Origin of the sequence: Roseateles microcysteis, assembly GCF_036880965.1 — a bacterium.
Taxonomy (GTDB): domain Bacteria; phylum Pseudomonadota; class Gammaproteobacteria; order Burkholderiales; family Burkholderiaceae_C; genus JAUASW01.
Window position 1 is genome coordinate 743,371 of the sequence record NZ_JBAJMV010000001.1, and the last position, 18,493, is coordinate 761,863.

Sequence of the window (18,493 nt, forward strand, 5' to 3'; positions counted from 1 at the left end):
GGTGGCCGCTGCATTGCCCGCCCAAATATTGACACGCACCGACCCCAAGGATCTGCATGACTGCCAAGAAAACCGCATCCAAGGCCAGCGCCGCCGCTGAGGCTGAACTCGTCGCCAAGAAGCCTGCCGCCAAGGCGAGCAAGGCCGCCAAGGATGCCGCCCCCAAGGCAGTGAAGGCAGAGGCGCCCGCCAAGGCTGCTGTGGCCAAGAAGGCCGCGGCCAAGACTGCCGCCGCTGGCGACGACAAGCCCAAACGCGGTCGCAAGCCCAAGGAAGAAACCACCAGCAAGAAAGCCGCCAAGGCCGAAGCTGACGAAGAAGACTTCTCGGACATCGATGCCGAGCTCGAAGGCGAAGTCGAGGAAGTGGCCGAGACCGAAGAGGTCGCCGAAGACAAGCCCAAGGCCAAGCCGCTGCGCATGAAGGTGTCGCGTGCCAAGGAACGCGCGCTGATGCGCGAGTTCGGCCTGGAAGAAACCGCGCTGACCGAAGAAGAAGCCGCCAAGCGCCGTCATGAGCTGAAGACGCTCATCAAGATGGGCAAGACACGCGGCTTCCTGACGCACCAGGAAATCAACGACCACCTGCCCGAGAAGCTGGTCAACGAGGAAATCCTCGAGGCCATCATCTCCATGTTGAACGACATGGGCATCGCGGTCTACGAGCAGGCGCCCGACGCTGCCACGCTGCTGATCCAGGGCAACGCCACGACCACCTCGACCGAGGAAGAAGCCGAAGAAGCCGCGGAAGCCGCGCTCTCGACAGTGGACTCCGAATTCGGCCGCACGACCGACCCGGTGCGCATGTACATGCGCGAAATGGGCACGGTCGAGCTGCTGACCCGTGAAGGCGAAATCGAGATTGCCAAGCGCATCGAAGGTGGCCTGCAGGCCATGATGCTGGCCATATCTGCCTCGCCCACCACCATCGCCCACATCCTGGAGTTCGCCACCAAGATCCGCGCCGGCGAGATGCAGATCTCTGAAGTCGTCGACGGCTTCGTGGCCGCCGACGAGGCCGACGACTATGTGGCCGAAGAAGACTTCGACGAGTTCGACGAGGACGATGACGACGACGGCAACGGCGGCTCCAAGGCGCTGACCAAGAAGCTCGAAGAGCTGAAGAATGCCGCGCTGGTCAAGCTCGACTCGCTGTCGGGCAACTTCGACAAGATGCGCAAGGCCTTCGAGAAGGACGGCTACCGCTCCGCCTCGTACGACAAGGCCCAGCACGCCATCAGCGCCGAGCTGATGACCATCCGCTTCACGGTCAAGACGATTGAAAAGCTGTGCGACATCCTGCGCTCGCAGGTGGACGACGTGCGCCGCTACGAGCGCGAGCTGCGCAAGATCGTGGTCGACAAGTGCGGCATGCCGCAAGAGCACTTCATCAAGACCTTCCCGCCCAATTCGCTGAACCTGCAGTGGGCCGAAAAGGAAGTCGCGGCCAACAAGCCCTACTCCGCCGTGCTGGCCCGCAACCTGCCGCCGGTGCAGGAGCTGCAGCAGAAGCTGATCGACATCCAGGCCCGCGCCGTCGTGCCGATCGAAGACCTGAAGGACATCAACAAGAAGATGAACGAGGGCGAGAAGTCCTCGCGCGATGCCAAGAAGGAAATGATCGAGGCCAATCTGCGCCTGGTGATCTCGATCGCGAAGAAGTACACCAACCGCGGCCTGCAGTTCCTGGACCTGATCCAGGAAGGCAATATCGGCCTGATGAAGGCGGTGGACAAGTTCGAATACCGCCGCGGCTACAAGTTCTCGACCTACGCGACCTGGTGGATCCGCCAGGCCATCACGCGTTCGATCGCCGACCAGGCCCGCACGATCCGCATCCCGGTTCACATGATCGAGACGATCAACAAGATGAACCGCATCTCGCGTCAGCACTTGCAGGAATTCGGCTTCGAGCCGGATGCGCCGACGCTGGCCGAGAAGATGGAGATCCCGGAAGACAAGATCCGCAAGATCATGAAGATCGCCAAGGAGCCGATCTCGATGGAAACCCCCATCGGCGACGACGACGACAGCCATCTGGGCGACTTCATCGAGGACACCAACAACACCGCGCCCATCGAAGCCGCCATGCAGGCCGGCCTGCGCGACGTGGTGAAGGACATCCTCGACAGCCTGACCCCGCGCGAAGCCAAGGTGCTGCGCATGCGCTTCGGCATCGAGATGAGCACGGACCACACGCTGGAAGAAGTCGGCAAGCAGTTCGACGTCACCCGCGAGCGCATCCGCCAGATCGAAGCCAAGGCCATCCGCAAGCTGAAGCACCCGAGCCGCAGTGACAAACTCCGCACCTATTTGGACAACCTGTAATCGGGTTGCGCCACAACCTGTAATCGGGTTGCGCTACAACCTGTAATCAGGTTTCCAAATAGGTTGCCGCCGCTGGCGCGCAGGGCGAGTAACGCACCAGGGCCGGATTTATCCGGCCCTTTTTCATGCCCGCGCCCCGCTACACTGCGAACAATTTCACGCTTCAGCCGCCCTACCCTCGCCCATGACCCAGATCCGGGAACGCACCGTCCTGTTCGCTGACCTTCGAGGCAGCACGGCACTGTTCGAGACCCTGGGCAATGCAGAGGCCACTTCGGTGGTCACTCATACGGTCGGGGTGATCGCGCAAGCGGTCGATGAGTGCAACGGCCAGCTGATCAAGACCCTGGGCGACGGCCTGATGGCGGTCTTTGAAGGCCCGGCCGACGGCGTCAAGTCCGCCATCCGCATGCATGAAATGCTGGAGCGCGTGGTCGCCCGCGGCAAGCAGCGCGGCGCATCCCCGGGGCTGCGCGGTCTGAAGCTGCAAGTGGCTCTGGCCCGCGGCGAAGTGGTGGAGATGGGCGGCGACTGCTTCGGCGACGCGGTCAATGTGGCCGCCCGGCTGATCGACCATGCCGGCGACAACGAAACCCTGATCACCGCCGAAGTGCTGAACGGCCTGACCGCGGCGCGCAAGAACCGCTTCCGCAGCCTGGACCGCATCGCGGTGCGCGGCCGCGTCGAGCCGGTGCATGTCTATGTCTATGACCAGCCCATGCAGCAGGGCGATGCCGCGGCCACCCAGTTTGGCGAGGTCGTGCCTGCCGTGGAGCCGGACGGCATCCGCCTCGTCTGGCAAGACCTGGACCGAGTGTTCGACACCGCTTCCATGCCCATCGTGCTGGGCCGCAGCGTGCAGGCGACCTACTGCATCACCGACGGCCGCGTCTCGCGCTCGCATGCCCGCATCGACTGGCACGCCGGCACCTTCTCGTTGACCGACCTCAGCTACAACGGCACCTTCGTGCGCTTTGGCCCGCTGGGCGAAATCCTCTCGCTCAAGCGCGGCAACTGCACCTTGCACGGCAGCGGCGTGATCGGCCTCGGCGGCCCGCCCATGGACAATGATTCGCCCACGGTGCGCTTCGAGGTGCTGCATTTCTCGGACACCGAGCCGCTCTCGCTGACCGGCCCGCGCAGCCGCGGCTGACCTCCTCGACTTCCCCTTCTCATGGCATTCAACGCAGAACCGGACTACCGGCATGGCAGCGCGCCGCGCACCGCCGTGCTCTTGTGCAACCTGGGCACGCCCGATGCGCCAACGGCCAGCGCCACCCGCCGCTATCTGGCCGAGTTCCTGGCTGACCCGCGCGTGGTCGAGATTCCCAGGCTCGTCTGGCTGCTGATCCTGCACGGCATCATCCTGCGCGTGCGGCCCGCCAAGTCGGCAGCCAAGTACCAGAGCATCTGGACCCAGGAGGGCTCGCCCCTGCAGGTCTGGACGGGCAGACAGGCCAAGTACCTGCAAGGCATGCTGGGCGAGCGGGGCCACAAGCTGCTGGTGAAGCATGCGATGCGCTACGGCCAGCCGGCGATTGCGGCGCAGCTGGATGAGCTCAAGCGTGAAGGTGCGACGCGCATCCTCGTGCTGCCGGCCTATCCGCAGTACTCCGGCGCCACCACGGCCAGCGTGATCGATGCCGTCTCGCTGTGGGCGCTCAAGACCCGCAACGTCCCGGAGCTGCGCTTCATCAACCGCTATCACGACGACCCGCTCTACATCGCTGCCCTGGTCGACAGCGTGCGCAGCCACTGGCAGCGCGAAGGCCGTGGCGACATGCTGGTGATGAGCTTCCACGGCATGCCGGCGCGCACGCTTGCGCTGGGCGATCCGTATCACTGCGAATGCCTGAAGACCGGCCGGCTGCTGGCCGAGGCGCTGGGGCTGGCCCCCGACCATTACCGCGTCACCTTCCAGAGCCGCTTCGGCAAGGCCAAGTGGCTGCAGCCCTTTACCGAGCCGACCCTGATCGAGCTGGCCGGCAAGGGCCTGAAGAGCGTGGACCTGATCTGTCCAGGCTTCAGCGCCGACTGCCTGGAAACGCTGGAAGAAATCGACCAGGAAGCCCGTGCTGCCTTCCTGGCCGCTGGCGGCCAGGCCTTCGCCTACATTCCCTGCCTGAACGACAGCCCGGCCGGCATGCGCGCCCTCACCGCCCTGGCCGAGAAACACCTGCAAGGCTGGCCGACGACCAGCAGCGCCGAGCCCGACTTGCAACAGCGCGAGCGGGCGCTCGCTGCCGGCGCAGAATCCAGGCCATGAAGGACAAGCAAGCGCAGCAGGACGGCCTGCGGCTGGACAAATGGCTCTGGGCGGCGCGCTTCTACAAGACCCGCGCGCTGGCGGTCGACGAGATCAGCAAGGGCCGGGTCGAGATCAATGGCCAATCCGTCAAGCCCTCGCGCGACATGAAGCTCGGCGACCGGGTACGGCTGCGCCAGGGAGTGGTGGAACGCGAGGTGATCGTGCGCGGCCTGAGCCATGTGCGTGGCCCGGCGCCGCAGGCCCAGGCGCTCTACGAAGAAACGCCCGAGAGCATCGCCAAGCGCGAGCAGACAGCCGAGGCCCGCCGCCTGGCGCCCGAACCGGCCGCCAGCATCGAGCAGGGCCGGCCTACCAAGCAGGACCGTCGCCGTTTGGCCGAATGGGACCGCTGGAGCGCCCAAATCGACTGAATTTGGCCTCCAGCACGGGTTTTTCCGTGCCCAGATGTCAAAATCCGACTCTTGTTTTCAGCGCAAGCGCTCCCATGTGGAGCGCTTGCCTCTTTTGGCATCACCGTTGTTGGCCCCAAGACCATGAGCACCGAGAACACCTCCCCGCAAGAAAACCACGAATCGGCCGCCCCTGAAGCGGCCGTCGACAACAGCCTGGAGGCCCAGCTGGCCGAAGCCCAGGCCCGCCTGGCCGAGATGTCCGACGCCTATCTGCGCGCCAAGGCCGAGGTGGAGAACGTCCGCCGCCGCGCCGATGAAGACATGAGCAAGGCCCGCAAGTACGCCGTCGAATCCTTCGCCGAAGCCATGCTGCCGGTGATGGACAGCATGGAAGCCGCGATCGCCACGCCCGACGCCAAGGTCGAAACCGTGCTGGAAGGCGTGCACGCCACCCGCCGCCAGCTGGCCAGCGCGCTGGAGCGCAACAAGGTGATCGAGATCAACCCGGCCGCCGGCGCCAAGTTCGACCCGCACCAGCACCAGGCCATCTCCATGGTGCCAGCCGAGCAGGAGGCCAACACCGTCGTGGCCGTGCTGCAGAAGGGCTACCTGATCAACGACCGCGTGTTGCGCCCGGCCCTGATCACCGTGGCTGCCCCCAAGTAGTCCACAAACTTATTCACAGGCTGCTGCCCCTTGAATAGCGGCGAGCTGTCCACAGATTCACTCCATCCAAGCATTCAGTTCAGGAGAAAAAAATGGGAAAGATCATCGGCATTGACCTCGGCACCACGAACTCGTGCGTCTCGGTCATGGAAGGCAACACGACGCGCGTGATCGAGAACGCCGAAGGCGCTCGCACCACCCCGTCCATCATTGCCTACCAGGAAGATGGCGAAGTGCTGGTCGGTGCCTCGGCCAAGCGCCAGGCCGTCACCAACCCCAAGAACACGATCTACGCGGTGAAGCGCCTGATCGGTCGCAAGTTCACCGAGAAGGAAGTGCAGAAGGACATCGACCTGATGCCCTACACCATCGCCTCGGCCGACAACGGCGACGCCTGGGTGGAAGTGCGCGGCAAGAAGCTGGCGCCGCCGCAGGTCTCCGCAGAAATCCTGCGCAAGATGAAGAAGACCGCCGAGGACTATCTCGGCGAAGAGGTGACCGAAGCCGTGATCACGGTGCCGGCCTACTTCAATGACGCACAGCGCCAGGCCACCAAGGACGCCGGCCGCATCGCCGGCCTGGACGTCAAGCGCATCATCAACGAACCTACCGCTGCAGCCCTGGCCTTCGGCCTGGACAAGCACGGCAAGGGCGACCGCAAGATCGCCGTGTATGACCTGGGTGGCGGCACCTTCGACGTGTCCATCATCGAGATCGCCGACGTCGATGGCGAAATGCAGTTCGAAGTGCTGTCGACCAACGGCGACACCTTCCTGGGCGGCGAAGACTTCGACCAGCGCATCATCGATTTCATCGTCACCGAGTTCAAGAAGGAACAAGGCGTCGACCTGACCAAGGACGTGCTGGCCCTGCAGCGCCTGAAGGAAGCCGCCGAGAAGGCCAAGATCGAGCTGTCGAACTCCTCGCAGACCGACGTCAACCTGCCCTATGTGACGGCTGACGCCTCGGGCCCCAAGCATCTGAACATCAAGCTGACCCGCGCCAAGCTGGAAAGCCTGGTCGAAGAGCTGATCGAGCGCACGATCGCTCCCTGCCGCACCGCCATCAAGGACGCCGGCGTGTCGGTGGGCCAGATCGACGACGTGATCCTGGTCGGCGGCATGACCCGCATGCCCAAGGTGCAGGACAAGGTCAAGGAGTTCTTCGGCAAGGAGCCGCGCAAGGACGTCAACCCTGACGAAGCCGTGGCCGTGGGCGCCGCGATCCAAGGCCAGGTGCTGGGTGGCGAGCGCAAGGACGTGCTGCTGCTGGACGTGACGCCTCTCTCCCTGGGCATTGAAACCCTGGGCGGCGTGATGACCAAGATGATCGCCAAGAACACGACCATCCCGACCAAGTTCAGCCAGACCTTCTCCACCGCCGACGACAACCAGCCGGCTGTGACGATCAAGGTGTTCCAGGGTGAGCGTGAACTGGCTCAGGGCAACAAGAGCCTGGGCGAGTTCAACCTCGAAGGCATCCCGCCGGCACCGCGTGGCACGCCGCAGATCGAAGTGAGCTTCGACATCGACGCCAACGGCATCCTGCACGTGGGCGCCAAGGACAAGGGCACGGGCAAGGAAAACAAGATCACCATCAAGGCGAACTCGGGCCTGTCGGAAGCCGAGATCGAGAAGATGGTCAAGGACGCCGAAGCCAACGCCGTCGAAGACAAGAAGAAGGTCGAGCTTGTGCAGGCCAAGAACCAGGCCGACGGCATGGTGCACAGCGTGCGCAAGTCTCTCCAAGAGCATGGCGACAAGATCGAGGCCGCCGAGAAGGAAGCCATCGAAGCTGCGATCAAGGACCTGGAAGAAGCCATCAAGGGCGACGACAAGGAAGCCATCGAGGCCAAGACCGAAGCCCTGATGACGGCCAGCCAGAAGCTGGGCGAGAAGGTCTATGCCGAATCGCAAGCCGCGCAAGCTGCTGCCGGTGCCGCTGCGGGTGCCCAACAAGCCGAGCAGCCGCAAGCTGCACCGGCCGGCAAGCCCGCCGCTGACGACAACGTCGTCGACGCCGAGTTCAAGGAAGTCAAGGACAGCAAGTAAGAAGAGCGGCGCGCCAATATCTTCGGTGACGTCGATATCGGCCCTGCCTGACGCCGCGCAAGCCCTTCGCCGGGTTTGACGCGGCGCAACTGTTTAGATTGAAGCCAACGCTCTGAAAGCTCTCATGGCAAAGCGTGACTATTACGAAATCCTCGGCGTCGCCAAGAACGCATCAGAGGAGGACATCAAGAAGGCCTACCGCAAGCTGGCCATGAAGCATCACCCGGACCGCAACCAGGGTGAAGGCGCCAAGGCGGCCGAGGAGAAGTTCAAGGAGGCCAAGGAGGCCTACGAGATGCTCTCCGACGGCCAAAAGCGCGCGGCCTACGACCAGTACGGCCACGCCGGCGTTGATCCGAACATGGCCGGCCGAGGCGGCCCGGGCGGCGAAGGCTTTGGCGGCTTTGCCGAGGCCTTTGGCGACATCTTCGGCGACATCTTCGGCGGCGGCGCCGGTGGTGCCGGCCGTCGTGGCGGTGGAGGCCAGCAGGTCTACCGCGGCAACGACCTGTCGTATGCCATGGAGATCTCGCTGGAAGAGGCGGCCAAGGGCAAGGAAACCCAGATCCGCATCCCCAGCTGGGAAGGCTGCGAAACCTGCAAGGGCAGCGGCGCCAAGCCGGGCACCAGCGCCAAGAGCTGTGGCTCCTGCAATGGCTCGGGCACGGTGCACATGCGCCAGGGCTTCTTCTCGATCCAGCAGACCTGCCCGCATTGCAATGGCAGCGGCAAGATCATTCCGGACCCCTGCACCTCCTGCAACGGCGCCGGCAGGATCAAGAAGACCAAGACACTCGAAGTCAAGATTCCGGCCGGCATCAACGAAGGCATGCGCATCCGCTCTGCGGGCAATGGCGAGCCGGGCGTGAACGGCGGGCCTGCGGGCGATCTCTACATCGAGATCCGTATCAAGCAGCATGAGATCTTCGAGCGCGATGGTGACGACCTGCACTGCACGATGCCCGTGTCCATGACCACGGCGGCGCTGGGTGGCACGATCGAGGTCCCGAACCTCACCGGCAAGGCCGAAATCGAGCTGCCCGAGGGCACGCAGCATGGCAAGACCTTCCGCCTGCGCGGCAAGGGCATCAAGGGCGTGCGCTCCAGCTACCCCGGCGACCTCTACTGCCACATCAGCATCGAGACGCCGGTCAAGCTGACCGAGCACCAGCGCAAGCTCCTGAAGGAACTCGACAAGAGTTTCAAGGAGGGCGGCGAGCGCCACTCGCCGAATGCCAAGAGCTGGACCGACCGGGTCAAGGACCTGTTCAAGTAAGCCGGACTTCGCGCGCACGAGAAGCCGCTGCTCCCAGGAGCCGCGGCTTCTTTTTTTGTCCCATGAGTTGAAACAGCAGCGGCATGACGGGCATATTTCACGGCGCTGCCGGTGCAAGTCCGGGCCGGCCCTGACTGCATTTTGTGCGTTGTGCGCCTAAAGTGTGCCAACAAGCACAAGAGCTCTCGTTGGTGAAATCAGTTCTCTATTCCTGCGCCGGACTTGCCCGTGCGCGCACGATGGGCGCCCGCCCCTGTATTGATGCGCAATCTTGACGACGGCATCCAGCAGGCCAGCGCGCTGATCATCGACGCCAATGCCAACTCGCGCAGCCTGATGGCCGCGCAGCTGCGCGACCTTGGCGTGGGCAATGTGCGCCAGACCACGCGGCTGCGCGACGCCCGCGTGATCCTCGAGAACAAGCCCTACGACATCGTCCTGTGCGACTACCATTTCGAGGGCAGCGAGCAATCGGGTCAGCAGTTGCTGGACGAGCTGCGCCGCGAGCAGTTGCTGCCCTACTCCACCGTCTTCGTGATGGTGACCGGTGAGGCCACCTACGCCGTGGTGGCCGAAGCCGCCGAGGCCGCGCTCGACGCCTACCTGATCAAGCCTTACACCACGGCCTCGCTGGCCGAGCGATTGGCTAGCGCGCGCTACCGCAAGCGCATCCTGAAAGACATCTTCGAGGCCATCGAGAACGAGGACTTTGCCAAGGCTGCCGACCTCTGCATGAAGCGCTTCGAAGCGCGCGCGCCCTTCTGGCTCTATGCGGCCCGCATCGGCGCCGAACTGCTCCTGCGCCTGGAGCGCCATGCCGAAGCCCGCAAGATGTACGACGCCATCATCGAGGCCAAGACCGTGCCCTGGGCGCGCCTGGGCGTGGCGCGTGCCGAGCTGGCCTCGGGCAACCTGGTCGCTGCGCGGCGCACGCTGGAAGTGCTGATCGGCGACATGCCCGACCACGCCGACTCCTACGACATGATGGGCCGCGTGCAGATGGAGCAAGGCGAGGTGGCGGCAGCGTTGGAAACCTATCGCACCGCCGCCCGCCTGACGCCGGGCTGCATCCTGCGCACGCAACGCTGTGCGACGCTGGCCTTCTATGCCGGCGAACGCGAAGAGGCGGTCCGCCTGTTCGAGCGCACCATGGCCAACGGCCTCAAGTCCAAGCTCTTCGATCCTTTGGGCCTGGTGCTGCTCGGCCTGATGCGCTTCGACAAGAAGGACAGCAAGGGCCTGGCCTACGCGCAGGACTGCCTGGCTCAACTGGGCGAGCGAACCGAGGACAGCGTCCGCCTGCAGCGCTTCGACCAGGTCTTGCGCATCATCAAAGCCTTGTACGGCCGGCAACTGGCGGAAGCGCTGGCCTTGACGCGCGACCTGAGCGCGCAGTCCGAACGCCCTGATTTCGATCTTGAAGCGGCCACCCTGCTCGCCGCCTTGCTGGTGCGGCTGCATGCGCAGGACATCCAGCTCGAGGAGATGGACGTCACGATCACGCGGCTCGGACTGCGTTACTGCGTCTCCAAGTCCAGCACCGAGCTGATGGTGGCTATGACCGAACGCAACGAGGCCGCAGCCAGCGAGCTGCGCGACTGCCATGCGCGCATCTTTGGCGTGGCCGAGACGGCGATGCGCTATTCGCTGCGCCATGAAGCGCGCAGGGGCGTGGCACTCTTGATCGAGCAAGGCGAACAGACCCGCAACGCCAAGCTGATCGACATGGCCAGCCTGGTGCTGCAACGCCATGCCGACAAGGTGGCCGACGCGCCCGACCTGGCGCAGCGCATTGACGAATTGCAAGCCCGCTGGGTGCGTCCGCTGGGTACCGCCCTGGCTCGCAACCAGCGCGCCGTGGGCGGTCTGGCCCTGCGCACCAAGGCCGCTGCCTGAAGCTGCTGTTCCTGCCGCGGCTCCCGGCCGCGCGCTGGGCCACAATGCGCGCCATCGACATGATGCAACGATACGCATGCGCGCCCTCTTCCGCCTGTTTGGCAAACCCACCCTCGATTCACCGCTGACCATCGCCTGGCTGGGCGCCCTGTGGCTGGGTGTCTTCGGCAATTGGCCGCTGTGGCAGCGCATGCTGGCACTGCCTGACCTGAGCAATGGCAGCGGGCGTGTCTTCGTGCTGGTGTTCGCCGGCATGGTCACGGCCATCCTCGGCGCGCTCTTGAGTCTGTTTGCCTGGCCGAAGCTGATCAAGCCGGCCCTGGCCGTCATGCTGCTCAGTGCCGCGCCGCTGGCCCACTTCATGGGCAGCTATGGCACGGTGATCGACCCGACCATGGTGGTCAACATCCTGCAGACCGACGTGCGCGAAAGCCGCGACCTCCTGAGCGTCGGCCTGCTCCTGAGCCTGGCCTTGCTGGCCTTGCTGCCCATCGCCTGGCTGTGGAAGCGCAAGCTGCATTCGCATCCCTGGCCAGGTCGGCTGGGACGCAATCTGCTGGCCTTCGCTGGCGGCCTGGTGCTGGCCGTAGGCCTGGCCTTGAGTTGCTTTGCCGACCTGGCTTCGACGATGCGCAACAACAAGTCGCTGCGCTACATGATCAGCCCGGTGAATCTGTATTACTCGCTGGGCTCGGTGATGGCCGCCAAGCGCGCCGCACCCAAGGGCCCGCCGGAAGTGATTGGCGCTGATGCCAAGCTGATTGCGCGCGATCCAGGGGCCAAGCCACGCCTGCTGCTGCTGGTGGTCGGTGAGACAGCGCGCTCGGCCAACTTCTCGCTGAACGGCTATGGGCCGACCACCAATCCGGAGCTGGCGAAGGCCGATGTTCTGAGCTTCCGCAATGTCTCATCCTGCGGCACGAGCACCGCTGCTTCGCTGCCCTGCATGTTCTCGCACCTGGGCCGCGAGGCCTTCATCGAGCAGAAGCGTTCGCAGGAGACCCTGCTGGACGTATTGCAGCGCGCCGGCCTGGCCGTGCTCTGGCTGGACAACCAATCGGGCTGCAAAGGCATCTGCGACCGCGTGCCCAGCGCCATGGCGGCACAGCCGGTGGCTGGCGCAGCGCCTTTGCCGGCAGGGCTTTGCGATGGCACGGAGTGCTTCGATGGCGCCTTGTTGCATGGCCTGGACGAACGCCTCGGCGCGCTCGACCCCGAACGCGTGGCACGCGGCGTGGTGCTGGTGATGCACCAGATGGGCAGCCATGGGCCGGCCTACTACAAGCGCTCGCCCGCAGACCGCAAGCCCTTCCAACCCGAGTGCAAGTCCAACGCCCTGCAGCACTGCGAACGCCAGGCCCTGGTCAATGCCTACGACAACTCGATCGCCTATGCCGACTGGCTGCTGGCCCGCAGCATCGACTGGCTGAAGACCAAGTCGGATCGCTTCGACACTGCGATGCTGTATGCCTCCGACCACGGCGAATCACTCGGCGAGAACAATCTGTACCTGCACGGCCTGCCCTACAGCATGGCACCAAAGGAGCAGACGCACATCCCGATGATCCTGTGGATGCCCGAAGCGAGCAGCCAGTCACTCAAGCTCAGGAGCGGCTGCCTCAAGAGCCGCCTGGACCAGCCCTTCTCGCACGACCAGCTGTTCCACACCGTGCTTGGCTACAGTGGCGTGCAGAGCCAGGTCTACAGAAGCGACTGGGACATCCTGGCCGGCTGCCGCTGATTCATTGAGTTAGAACAATTCCGCCTGCGCTGAATCAACATCCCCAGGTGGCTTGAACTGGCTGAGATCCAGGGGCGAGCGCTCCCGCATGAGGCCGAGCCTGGCGCTGGCCTTGTTGAGGCGCTGGCGCAAGAGCTGTGCCCAGATGCCCTCGCCGGTCATTCGGGTGCCAAAGTTGGGGTCGTTGTCCTTGCCGCCGCGCATCTCGCGCAGCCTCGCCATCACGCGCGCGGCCTTGTCTGGCTGGTGCTGCTGCAACCAGTCTTGAAAGAGTGGGTCGACCTCCCAGGGCAGGCGCAGCGGAATGCTGAAGGCCATGCTGGCACCGGCCTCGGCGGCGGCCTCGAGGATGCGTTCCAGCTCCGGCTCGTTGAGGAAGGGAATGATGGGCGAAACGCTCACACCCACCGGGACGCCGGCCTCAGCCAGCGTCTTGATGGTGCGCAGCCGTCGGTGCGGCGCCGCTGCGCGAGGCTCGAGCGTGCGGGCCAGGTGCGGGTCCAGCGTCGTCACCGAGACATAGATCGCCACCTGGTTCTTCGCCGCCATCGGCGCTATCAGGTCCAGGTCTCTCTCAACCCCCGAGGACTTGGTGACGATCGAGAAGGCATGGCCGCATTCGGCCAGCTGCTCGATGATGCGGCGCGTGATGCGCAGCTCGCGTTCGATCGGCTGGTACACGTCGGTGGCCGTGCCCATGCACAGCTGCCGCGGCTTGTAGCCCGGCTTGCTCAATGCCTCGCGCAGGAGCTCGGGCGCATTGACCTTGGCGACGATGCGGGTCTCGAAGTCCAGGCCCGGCGACAGATTCAGGTAACTGTGGGTCGGCCGCGCAAAACAGTAGATGCAGCCATGTTCGCATCCTCTGTACGGGTTGATGGAAATGTCGAAGCCGATGTCCGGCGACTGATTGGTCGAGACGATGGTCTTGGCCCGCTCTTCGATGATCTGCGTGGCCGGCGGCAGGTGCTCGACTTCAGCCTCCTGCTGCAGCGAACCCCAGCCGTCATCGAACTGCTCGCGCAGGTCCTTGCTGAAGCGGTGCTTGATGGCCCAGGCGCTGCCGCGACCTTTCAGGGCATCGGCCTGGACGTAAAGAGGCTGGGCCAGGGCCGGCTTGGCATTGGTGCTGGGCTTGAAAGACATACTGTATTTTCATACAGCATTCCAGATTGCACCAGCGCGGATTCAGCGCCTGCACCAGGGCCGGTGCGGCGGCCGCAGGTCGCGGCGCTGAAGTCAGGCAGCCCGGAAGTTCAGACGTTCAGGCCCGCAGCCGCGCGGCGTCCGGCGGCAGGGCCGGGCTGAACAGCCAGCCCTGGTATTCGTCGCAGCCCAGCGCGCTCAGGCGCTCCAGCTGGGGCTGCTCCTCGACACCCTCGGCGATCACGCGGCAGCCGAGCGTGTGGGCCAGTCCGATGACGGCACGCACGATGGCGTCATCGCTGTCCTTGCGGAGCATGTCGCGCACAAAGCTGCGGTCGATCTTGATCACCTGGATCGGGAAACTCCTGAGCCAGGCCAGCGAACTGTGGCCGGTCCCGAAGTCGTCCAGATGCACGGCGATGCCCGCGTCCTGCAGGCGCTGCAACTGCCGGGCCGCTTCGGCCGGGTCGTCCATCACCGCCGATTCGGTGATCTCCACGACCAGAGAGCAGCTGGGCAGGGCATGGCGGCCGAGGGTCTGCAGAACCTGCTCGGCCAGGGCCGCATCGCGGAACTGCAGGGGCGAGAGATTGATCGCCACCACGGTCTCGAAGCCCTGATCACGCCAGTTGCGCAATTGCGCGCAGGCACGCTGCAGCACCCAGGCACCGATCTCGCCCATCAGCCCGGCGCGTTCGGCCACCGGCACGAACAGGGCCGGCGAGACCATGCCGAGCTGCATGTCGTCCCAGCGCAGCAGGGCCTCGAAGCCGAGAACCCGCCCGTCCGGCACGCCGACCTGGGGCTGGTAATGCAGGTCCAGCGTGCCCTGCTGCAAGGCCAAGCGCAGGCGCTGCTCAAGCAAGGCATCGCGGCGCGAGCGCTCGCCGAGCTGCTCGGTGTAGCGCTGCACCTGGCCCTTGCCCAGCGCCTTGGCCGACTGAAGGGCCAGTTGCGCGCGGCCCAGCAACTCGGTGGGGCTCAGCTCTCGCGGCGCGGGCTCCAGCAGCAGCCCGAAGCAGGCCGTCTGGCCGGCGCCGGTGCCCAGCTCCAGGAGCACCGTCTGCAGCCGGCTGGCGAGCAGTTCGGGCGTGGTCACCATGTCGCACAGGATGGCGAACTCGTCGCTGCCGAGGCGTGCCAGCGTCGCGCCCTCGGGCAGCACCGGCAGGAGCGCCGCGGCGCAGGCGCGCAGCAGGCTGTCGCCGGCCGGCGTGCCCTGGAACTCGTTGACCGCATGGAAGCCGTCCAGGTCCAGCACCAGCAGCATCAGCGCGCGCCCGCCCGAGGCGGCGGCGGCCAGCCGGTCGGCGAACAGCCAGCGGTTGGGCAGGCCGGTCAGGGCATCGTGCGTGGCACGGTATTGCAGCTCGCGCTCGTGAGCGCGGCGCTCGCTGATGTCAGACACATAGGCCGTGAGCCGCGGCTGCTCGCCGCCGTCGTCCAGGCCCAGCGCCACCTCGATGTCGAACTCATGGCCGTCGGCATGCAGGCCCCGCAGCCCGTCGCGGCCGCGCATGGCCGGCCAGCCGGGCGAGTCCATGTAGCGGGCCCTATGCGCCAGGTGGCGCTCTCGCAGGGCCGGCGGCAGCAGCAGTTCCATGCCCTGCCCCACGAGGTCCTCGCGCCGGCGGCCGAACATCTGTTCCAGGGCGCGGTTGACAATGAGGATCTGGCCCTCGCGATCGGTCACCACGACGCCGTCGGGCGCCAGCTCCAGCAGGTTGCGATACTTGGCCTCGCGCAGCTCGGCCTCGATGAAGGGGCGACGCACGCGGTCGATGAACATGCACCGGTACAGCAGCGCGTAGCTGAGCAGCTTGTAGAGATGGCCGGTCATGTTGGCCATGTCGGTCGAGCGCTCCGAGAAGAGCACGAAGAAACCCTCCCCCAGCGCAGCCAGCCACAGCGCGAGACGCAACTCGGTGTCGCCACCCTGGCGGCCATCGCCGCGTCGGCGCCGTGCGTGCAGGACCAGGGCCAGCAGGTTCAGGCCGGCAATGCCCAGCTCCAGGCCCTTCTTCAGTGGTGTCAGGCCCTGTCCCGGCACGAACATCGCCGGCAGCTGCTGAGGCGCCACCACCGCTTGAGCGGCGAGCGCACACACGATCACAAACAGCAGGCCCGCCAGTCCCAGCCACAGGGCGCCCATGCGGCCCTGGCGAAGCTGCCACCCGGCTGCCCAGGCCAACAGGCTCAGGGCCGCTACCAGGCGCGCCAGCAGCCACAGGAGGATGGACTTGTGCGGCGTGTTGGGCGAGAACAGGTCGGGCATGCCGGCATAGCTGGCCAAGTGCAGCAGGTCCAGCGCCGCGATCAGCAGGAAGGCCGTGGTCAGTACTGGCGCGCGTCGGCCGGTAGCATCGCCGAGCGTGTAATTGGCGGTCAGCCCCACGGTCAGGCAGACCAGCACCGCCGCCATCTCAAGCAGCGTGTGCAGCGCAAGAAAGCTCTCGCGATGCACGCCCACGTCCAGCCAATGGCCCGGCAGCACGGCCACATAGAGCGCCAGCGTCACCCCGCCCAGCAGCGGCAGCTGCCATGCCTGGGCCCGCCAGCCATCGTGCCCCGTCGCGGGCGATGCCAACTGCCTGGCGCTCAAACTGCGGCCATCGACGGCCCCCTCTCCTGTCGCTTGTCGCATGCCCGGATCGTCACAGGCCTCACGCTTCACGGCAAGCCGGGGAAATCATGGACCAGGCAGCAAGCCCGCGTCCAGCAGGAAGCGTGAGGGCGCCTGTGGATTGAAGGCCAGGGTGAGGCGCTGCCGCGCGCGCGTCATCGCCACATAGAGCAGATTGCGGCTTTCAGCGGCGCCGGCCTCGCCGACAAACTCGCCACGGCTGAGGTGCGGAATCAGCACATGGTCGAACTCCAGGCCCTTGGCGGCCTCGATGCTGGACAGTGTCACGCGCGACTTGCCCCGCACACGCGACTGCACCAGGGCCAGCGCATGCAGCATCTGGAAGCCGTCGGCCACGCTGGTGTCCTCGGCCAGCACCACCTGCACGAGCTGGGCGATGTTGTCGCGCACCTGGGTGATGTCCTCCCGGCGGACCAGCACGGCACGCGCCAGGCCTGCCGGGTCCAGCGCCTGCATGAACCCGCGCGCAAACGTGCTGAGGCCACCCGCACGCAGTAGCTCCATTGCTGCGTGCAGCCTGGGTCTGGCGAAGTCCGAGGCCGTGCGCAGCACCTGGTTGGCGATGAAGTCATGCATGCCATCGACGGGGCTTGCGGCCTCCTCGATCGCTCGGCGCTGCGCGGTCACGGCGTCGACATGGCGCAGCTCGGTGCTGTCGATCCAGGCGCCACAGAAAAGCATCATGGCCTCCAGCACCTGCGCTCGCTGCGCCTTGTCCGGGAAGCCGCTGAAGTCATTGCTGCAAAAGGCCTGCAGGCCGCGCACCAGCAGCACTTCGCGGCGCTGCAGGAAGGGGCGCAGGCCCTGCGCGTCATAGGCAATGCCGAGCTTCAGGAGCTCGCGCTCGATCAGCACCGATTGCGAAGGACGGCGCAAGAGCAGGCGCAGATCCTGAAGCCCTGACTGCGCCAGGTGCTCCTGCGCGATGCGCGCGATCAACTGGGCCTGCAGGCGATGCGAGTCGGCGGGGAGCAAGCAGATCTCGGTGGCACGAAGGCCGGCGGCCAGATAGGGCTTGCATGCCAGCAGGCCGGCGGCCTGCGCCAGCGTGGCGCCAAAACGATGGCTGGCCGTCAGCGGCAGGCGCATCGGCTGGCCGATCTCCTGCTCGAAATGCTCGCGCATGAAGCCGGCCTCCGCGCCCGCCTGCGAGTGAATCACCTGGTCACGGTCACCGACGCCGACAAAGGCCGCACGCGAGTTGTGCTGCAGCAGCGCCTTGAGCACGGTGAACATCGCCCGGTTGGTGTCGTGCATTTCGTCGACGACGATCAGCGCCAGGCCCAGCGCCAGCGGCGAATGCTCACCCGTGGCGAGGCCCTCCTCTGCCAGCAGGGCGCGGGCGAGGTCGTAGCAGGCATCACCGTCGAAACGAAAGGCCGGATGGTCGGGATGCCCGCCGCGGCGAATCGCCTCAAAGGCGCCGCGCACTCGCAGCGTGAAGTAGTCGCAGCCCAGCTCTTCGGCCATTTCCGGGCTCAGCCCGACGTCGCCCAGTCGCTGCTCAACGCCCAGGCCACCTTTCAAAACCGCAAACGACTGCAGCAGCCCTTCGACCAGGGCCTCTGACGAAGCCGTGACAGCCATCTCCTCGGGATAGCGCTCGTCGGGCCAGCTTTGCGCGCGCTCGATGGCGCGCAGCAGGTAGGGCCTGATCTGCTCCAGGCTGGCCAGTTGCAAGGCGCCTGGGCCTTCAAGGGCGAGCAGCAGCTCCGCGCTGAACGACTCGAAGGTGTGAATGCGCAGAGCGGCAATCTGCGCCGCCGGAACACCGATCAGGCGCAACTGCGCCTGCAAGGCCTGCACAGCCGGTGCCGTATAGGTCAGCGCCAGAATCATCTGCGGCGAGGCGCCGCGATGCAAGGCCTGCGCGATGCGCAAGGCGAGCGTGGTCGTCTTGGCAGCGCCGGCATTGGCCTCGATCAGCAGATGCCGTGCTCGAGTCGTCTGGATGGTCTGCTGCTCGTCGCTGGGGCGAATGCCCGCAGGGACGAAGATGGGATCGGACATCGCGGCGGCTAGCGGGCGCAGTCCATCAGCGCTCGGCACTGGCGTGGCTCGCGAAACCCGGCGCCTTGCACTCGT

The 18,493-nt window shown here is 65.7% G+C and carries 11 protein-coding genes and 1 pseudogene; 9 read left to right on the plus strand and 3 right to left on the minus strand.

The features are described 5' to 3' along the window. The first annotated feature begins 56 nt into the window (after window positions 1-56). From rpoD to V3596_RS03455, 9 genes and pseudogenes are all read left to right on the plus strand, one after another. Window positions 57-2,327 carry an RNA polymerase sigma factor RpoD gene (gene rpoD, locus V3596_RS03415; protein WP_334276189.1) on the plus strand — a complete coding sequence of 757 codons (2,271 nt, stop codon included), beginning with the start codon at window positions 57-59 and terminating at the stop codon, window positions 2,325-2,327. Window positions 2,328-2,511: 184 nt separating this feature from the next. Next, window positions 2,512-3,480 (plus strand): adenylate/guanylate cyclase domain-containing protein, encoded by a 969-nt coding sequence (locus V3596_RS03420; RefSeq protein ID WP_334276190.1) that lies wholly within the window; start codon window positions 2,512-2,514, stop codon window positions 3,478-3,480. A gap of 21 nt (window positions 3,481-3,501) precedes the next feature. Continuing rightward, window positions 3,502-4,593, plus strand: a complete 1,092-nt coding sequence (gene hemH / locus V3596_RS03425) for a ferrochelatase (RefSeq protein ID WP_334276191.1) — start codon at window positions 3,502-3,504, stop codon at window positions 4,591-4,593. Beyond that, window positions 4,590-5,006: an RNA-binding S4 domain-containing protein gene (locus V3596_RS03430; RefSeq protein WP_334276192.1), complete on the plus strand. Its 417-nt coding sequence runs from the start codon at window positions 4,590-4,592 to the stop codon at window positions 5,004-5,006. Before hemH ends, V3596_RS03430 begins: the two co-directional genes overlap by 4 nt. A gap of 123 nt (window positions 5,007-5,129) precedes the next feature. Further along, on the plus strand, window positions 5,130-5,654 hold the full coding sequence (gene grpE, locus V3596_RS03435) for a nucleotide exchange factor GrpE (protein ID WP_334276193.1): 525 nt from the start codon (window positions 5,130-5,132) through the stop codon (window positions 5,652-5,654). A gap of 86 nt (window positions 5,655-5,740) precedes the next feature. Next, a pseudogene (dnaK, locus tag V3596_RS03440) lies at window positions 5,741-7,705 on the plus strand (molecular chaperone DnaK); the annotation flags it as partial. A gap of 124 nt (window positions 7,706-7,829) precedes the next feature. After that, complete coding sequence (dnaJ, locus tag V3596_RS03445) at window positions 7,830-8,981, plus strand: molecular chaperone DnaJ (RefSeq protein WP_334276194.1); 1,152 nt, start codon at window positions 7,830-7,832, stop codon at window positions 8,979-8,981. A gap of 261 nt (window positions 8,982-9,242) precedes the next feature. Next, window positions 9,243-10,877 carry a response regulator gene (locus V3596_RS03450; RefSeq protein WP_334276196.1) on the plus strand — a complete coding sequence of 545 codons (1,635 nt, stop codon included), beginning with the start codon at window positions 9,243-9,245 and terminating at the stop codon, window positions 10,875-10,877. 76 nt (window positions 10,878-10,953) lie between these two features. After that, window positions 10,954-12,618, plus strand: a complete 1,665-nt coding sequence (locus tag V3596_RS03455) for a phosphoethanolamine transferase (protein ID WP_334276197.1) — start codon at window positions 10,954-10,956, stop codon at window positions 12,616-12,618. 9 nt (window positions 12,619-12,627) lie between these two features. Here the strand turns inward: V3596_RS03455 and V3596_RS03460 are convergent, their stop codons facing one another. The 3 genes from V3596_RS03460 to V3596_RS03470 form a co-directional block, all read right to left on the minus strand. Next, window positions 12,628-13,764: a PA0069 family radical SAM protein gene (locus V3596_RS03460; RefSeq protein ID WP_334276198.1), complete on the minus strand. Its 1,137-nt coding sequence runs from the start codon at window positions 13,762-13,764 to the stop codon at window positions 12,628-12,630. 118 nt (window positions 13,765-13,882) lie between these two features. Next, window positions 13,883-16,408 (minus strand): bifunctional diguanylate cyclase/phosphodiesterase, encoded by a 2,526-nt coding sequence (locus V3596_RS03465; protein WP_334276199.1) that lies wholly within the window; start codon window positions 16,406-16,408, stop codon window positions 13,883-13,885. A gap of 45 nt (window positions 16,409-16,453) precedes the next feature. Beyond that, the gene (locus tag V3596_RS03470) at window positions 16,454-18,418 is read right to left on the minus strand and encodes an ATP-dependent helicase (RefSeq protein WP_334276200.1); all 1,965 of its coding nucleotides are present in this window, start codon (window positions 18,416-18,418) and stop codon (window positions 16,454-16,456) included. Window positions 18,419-18,493: the final 75 nt, after the last annotated feature.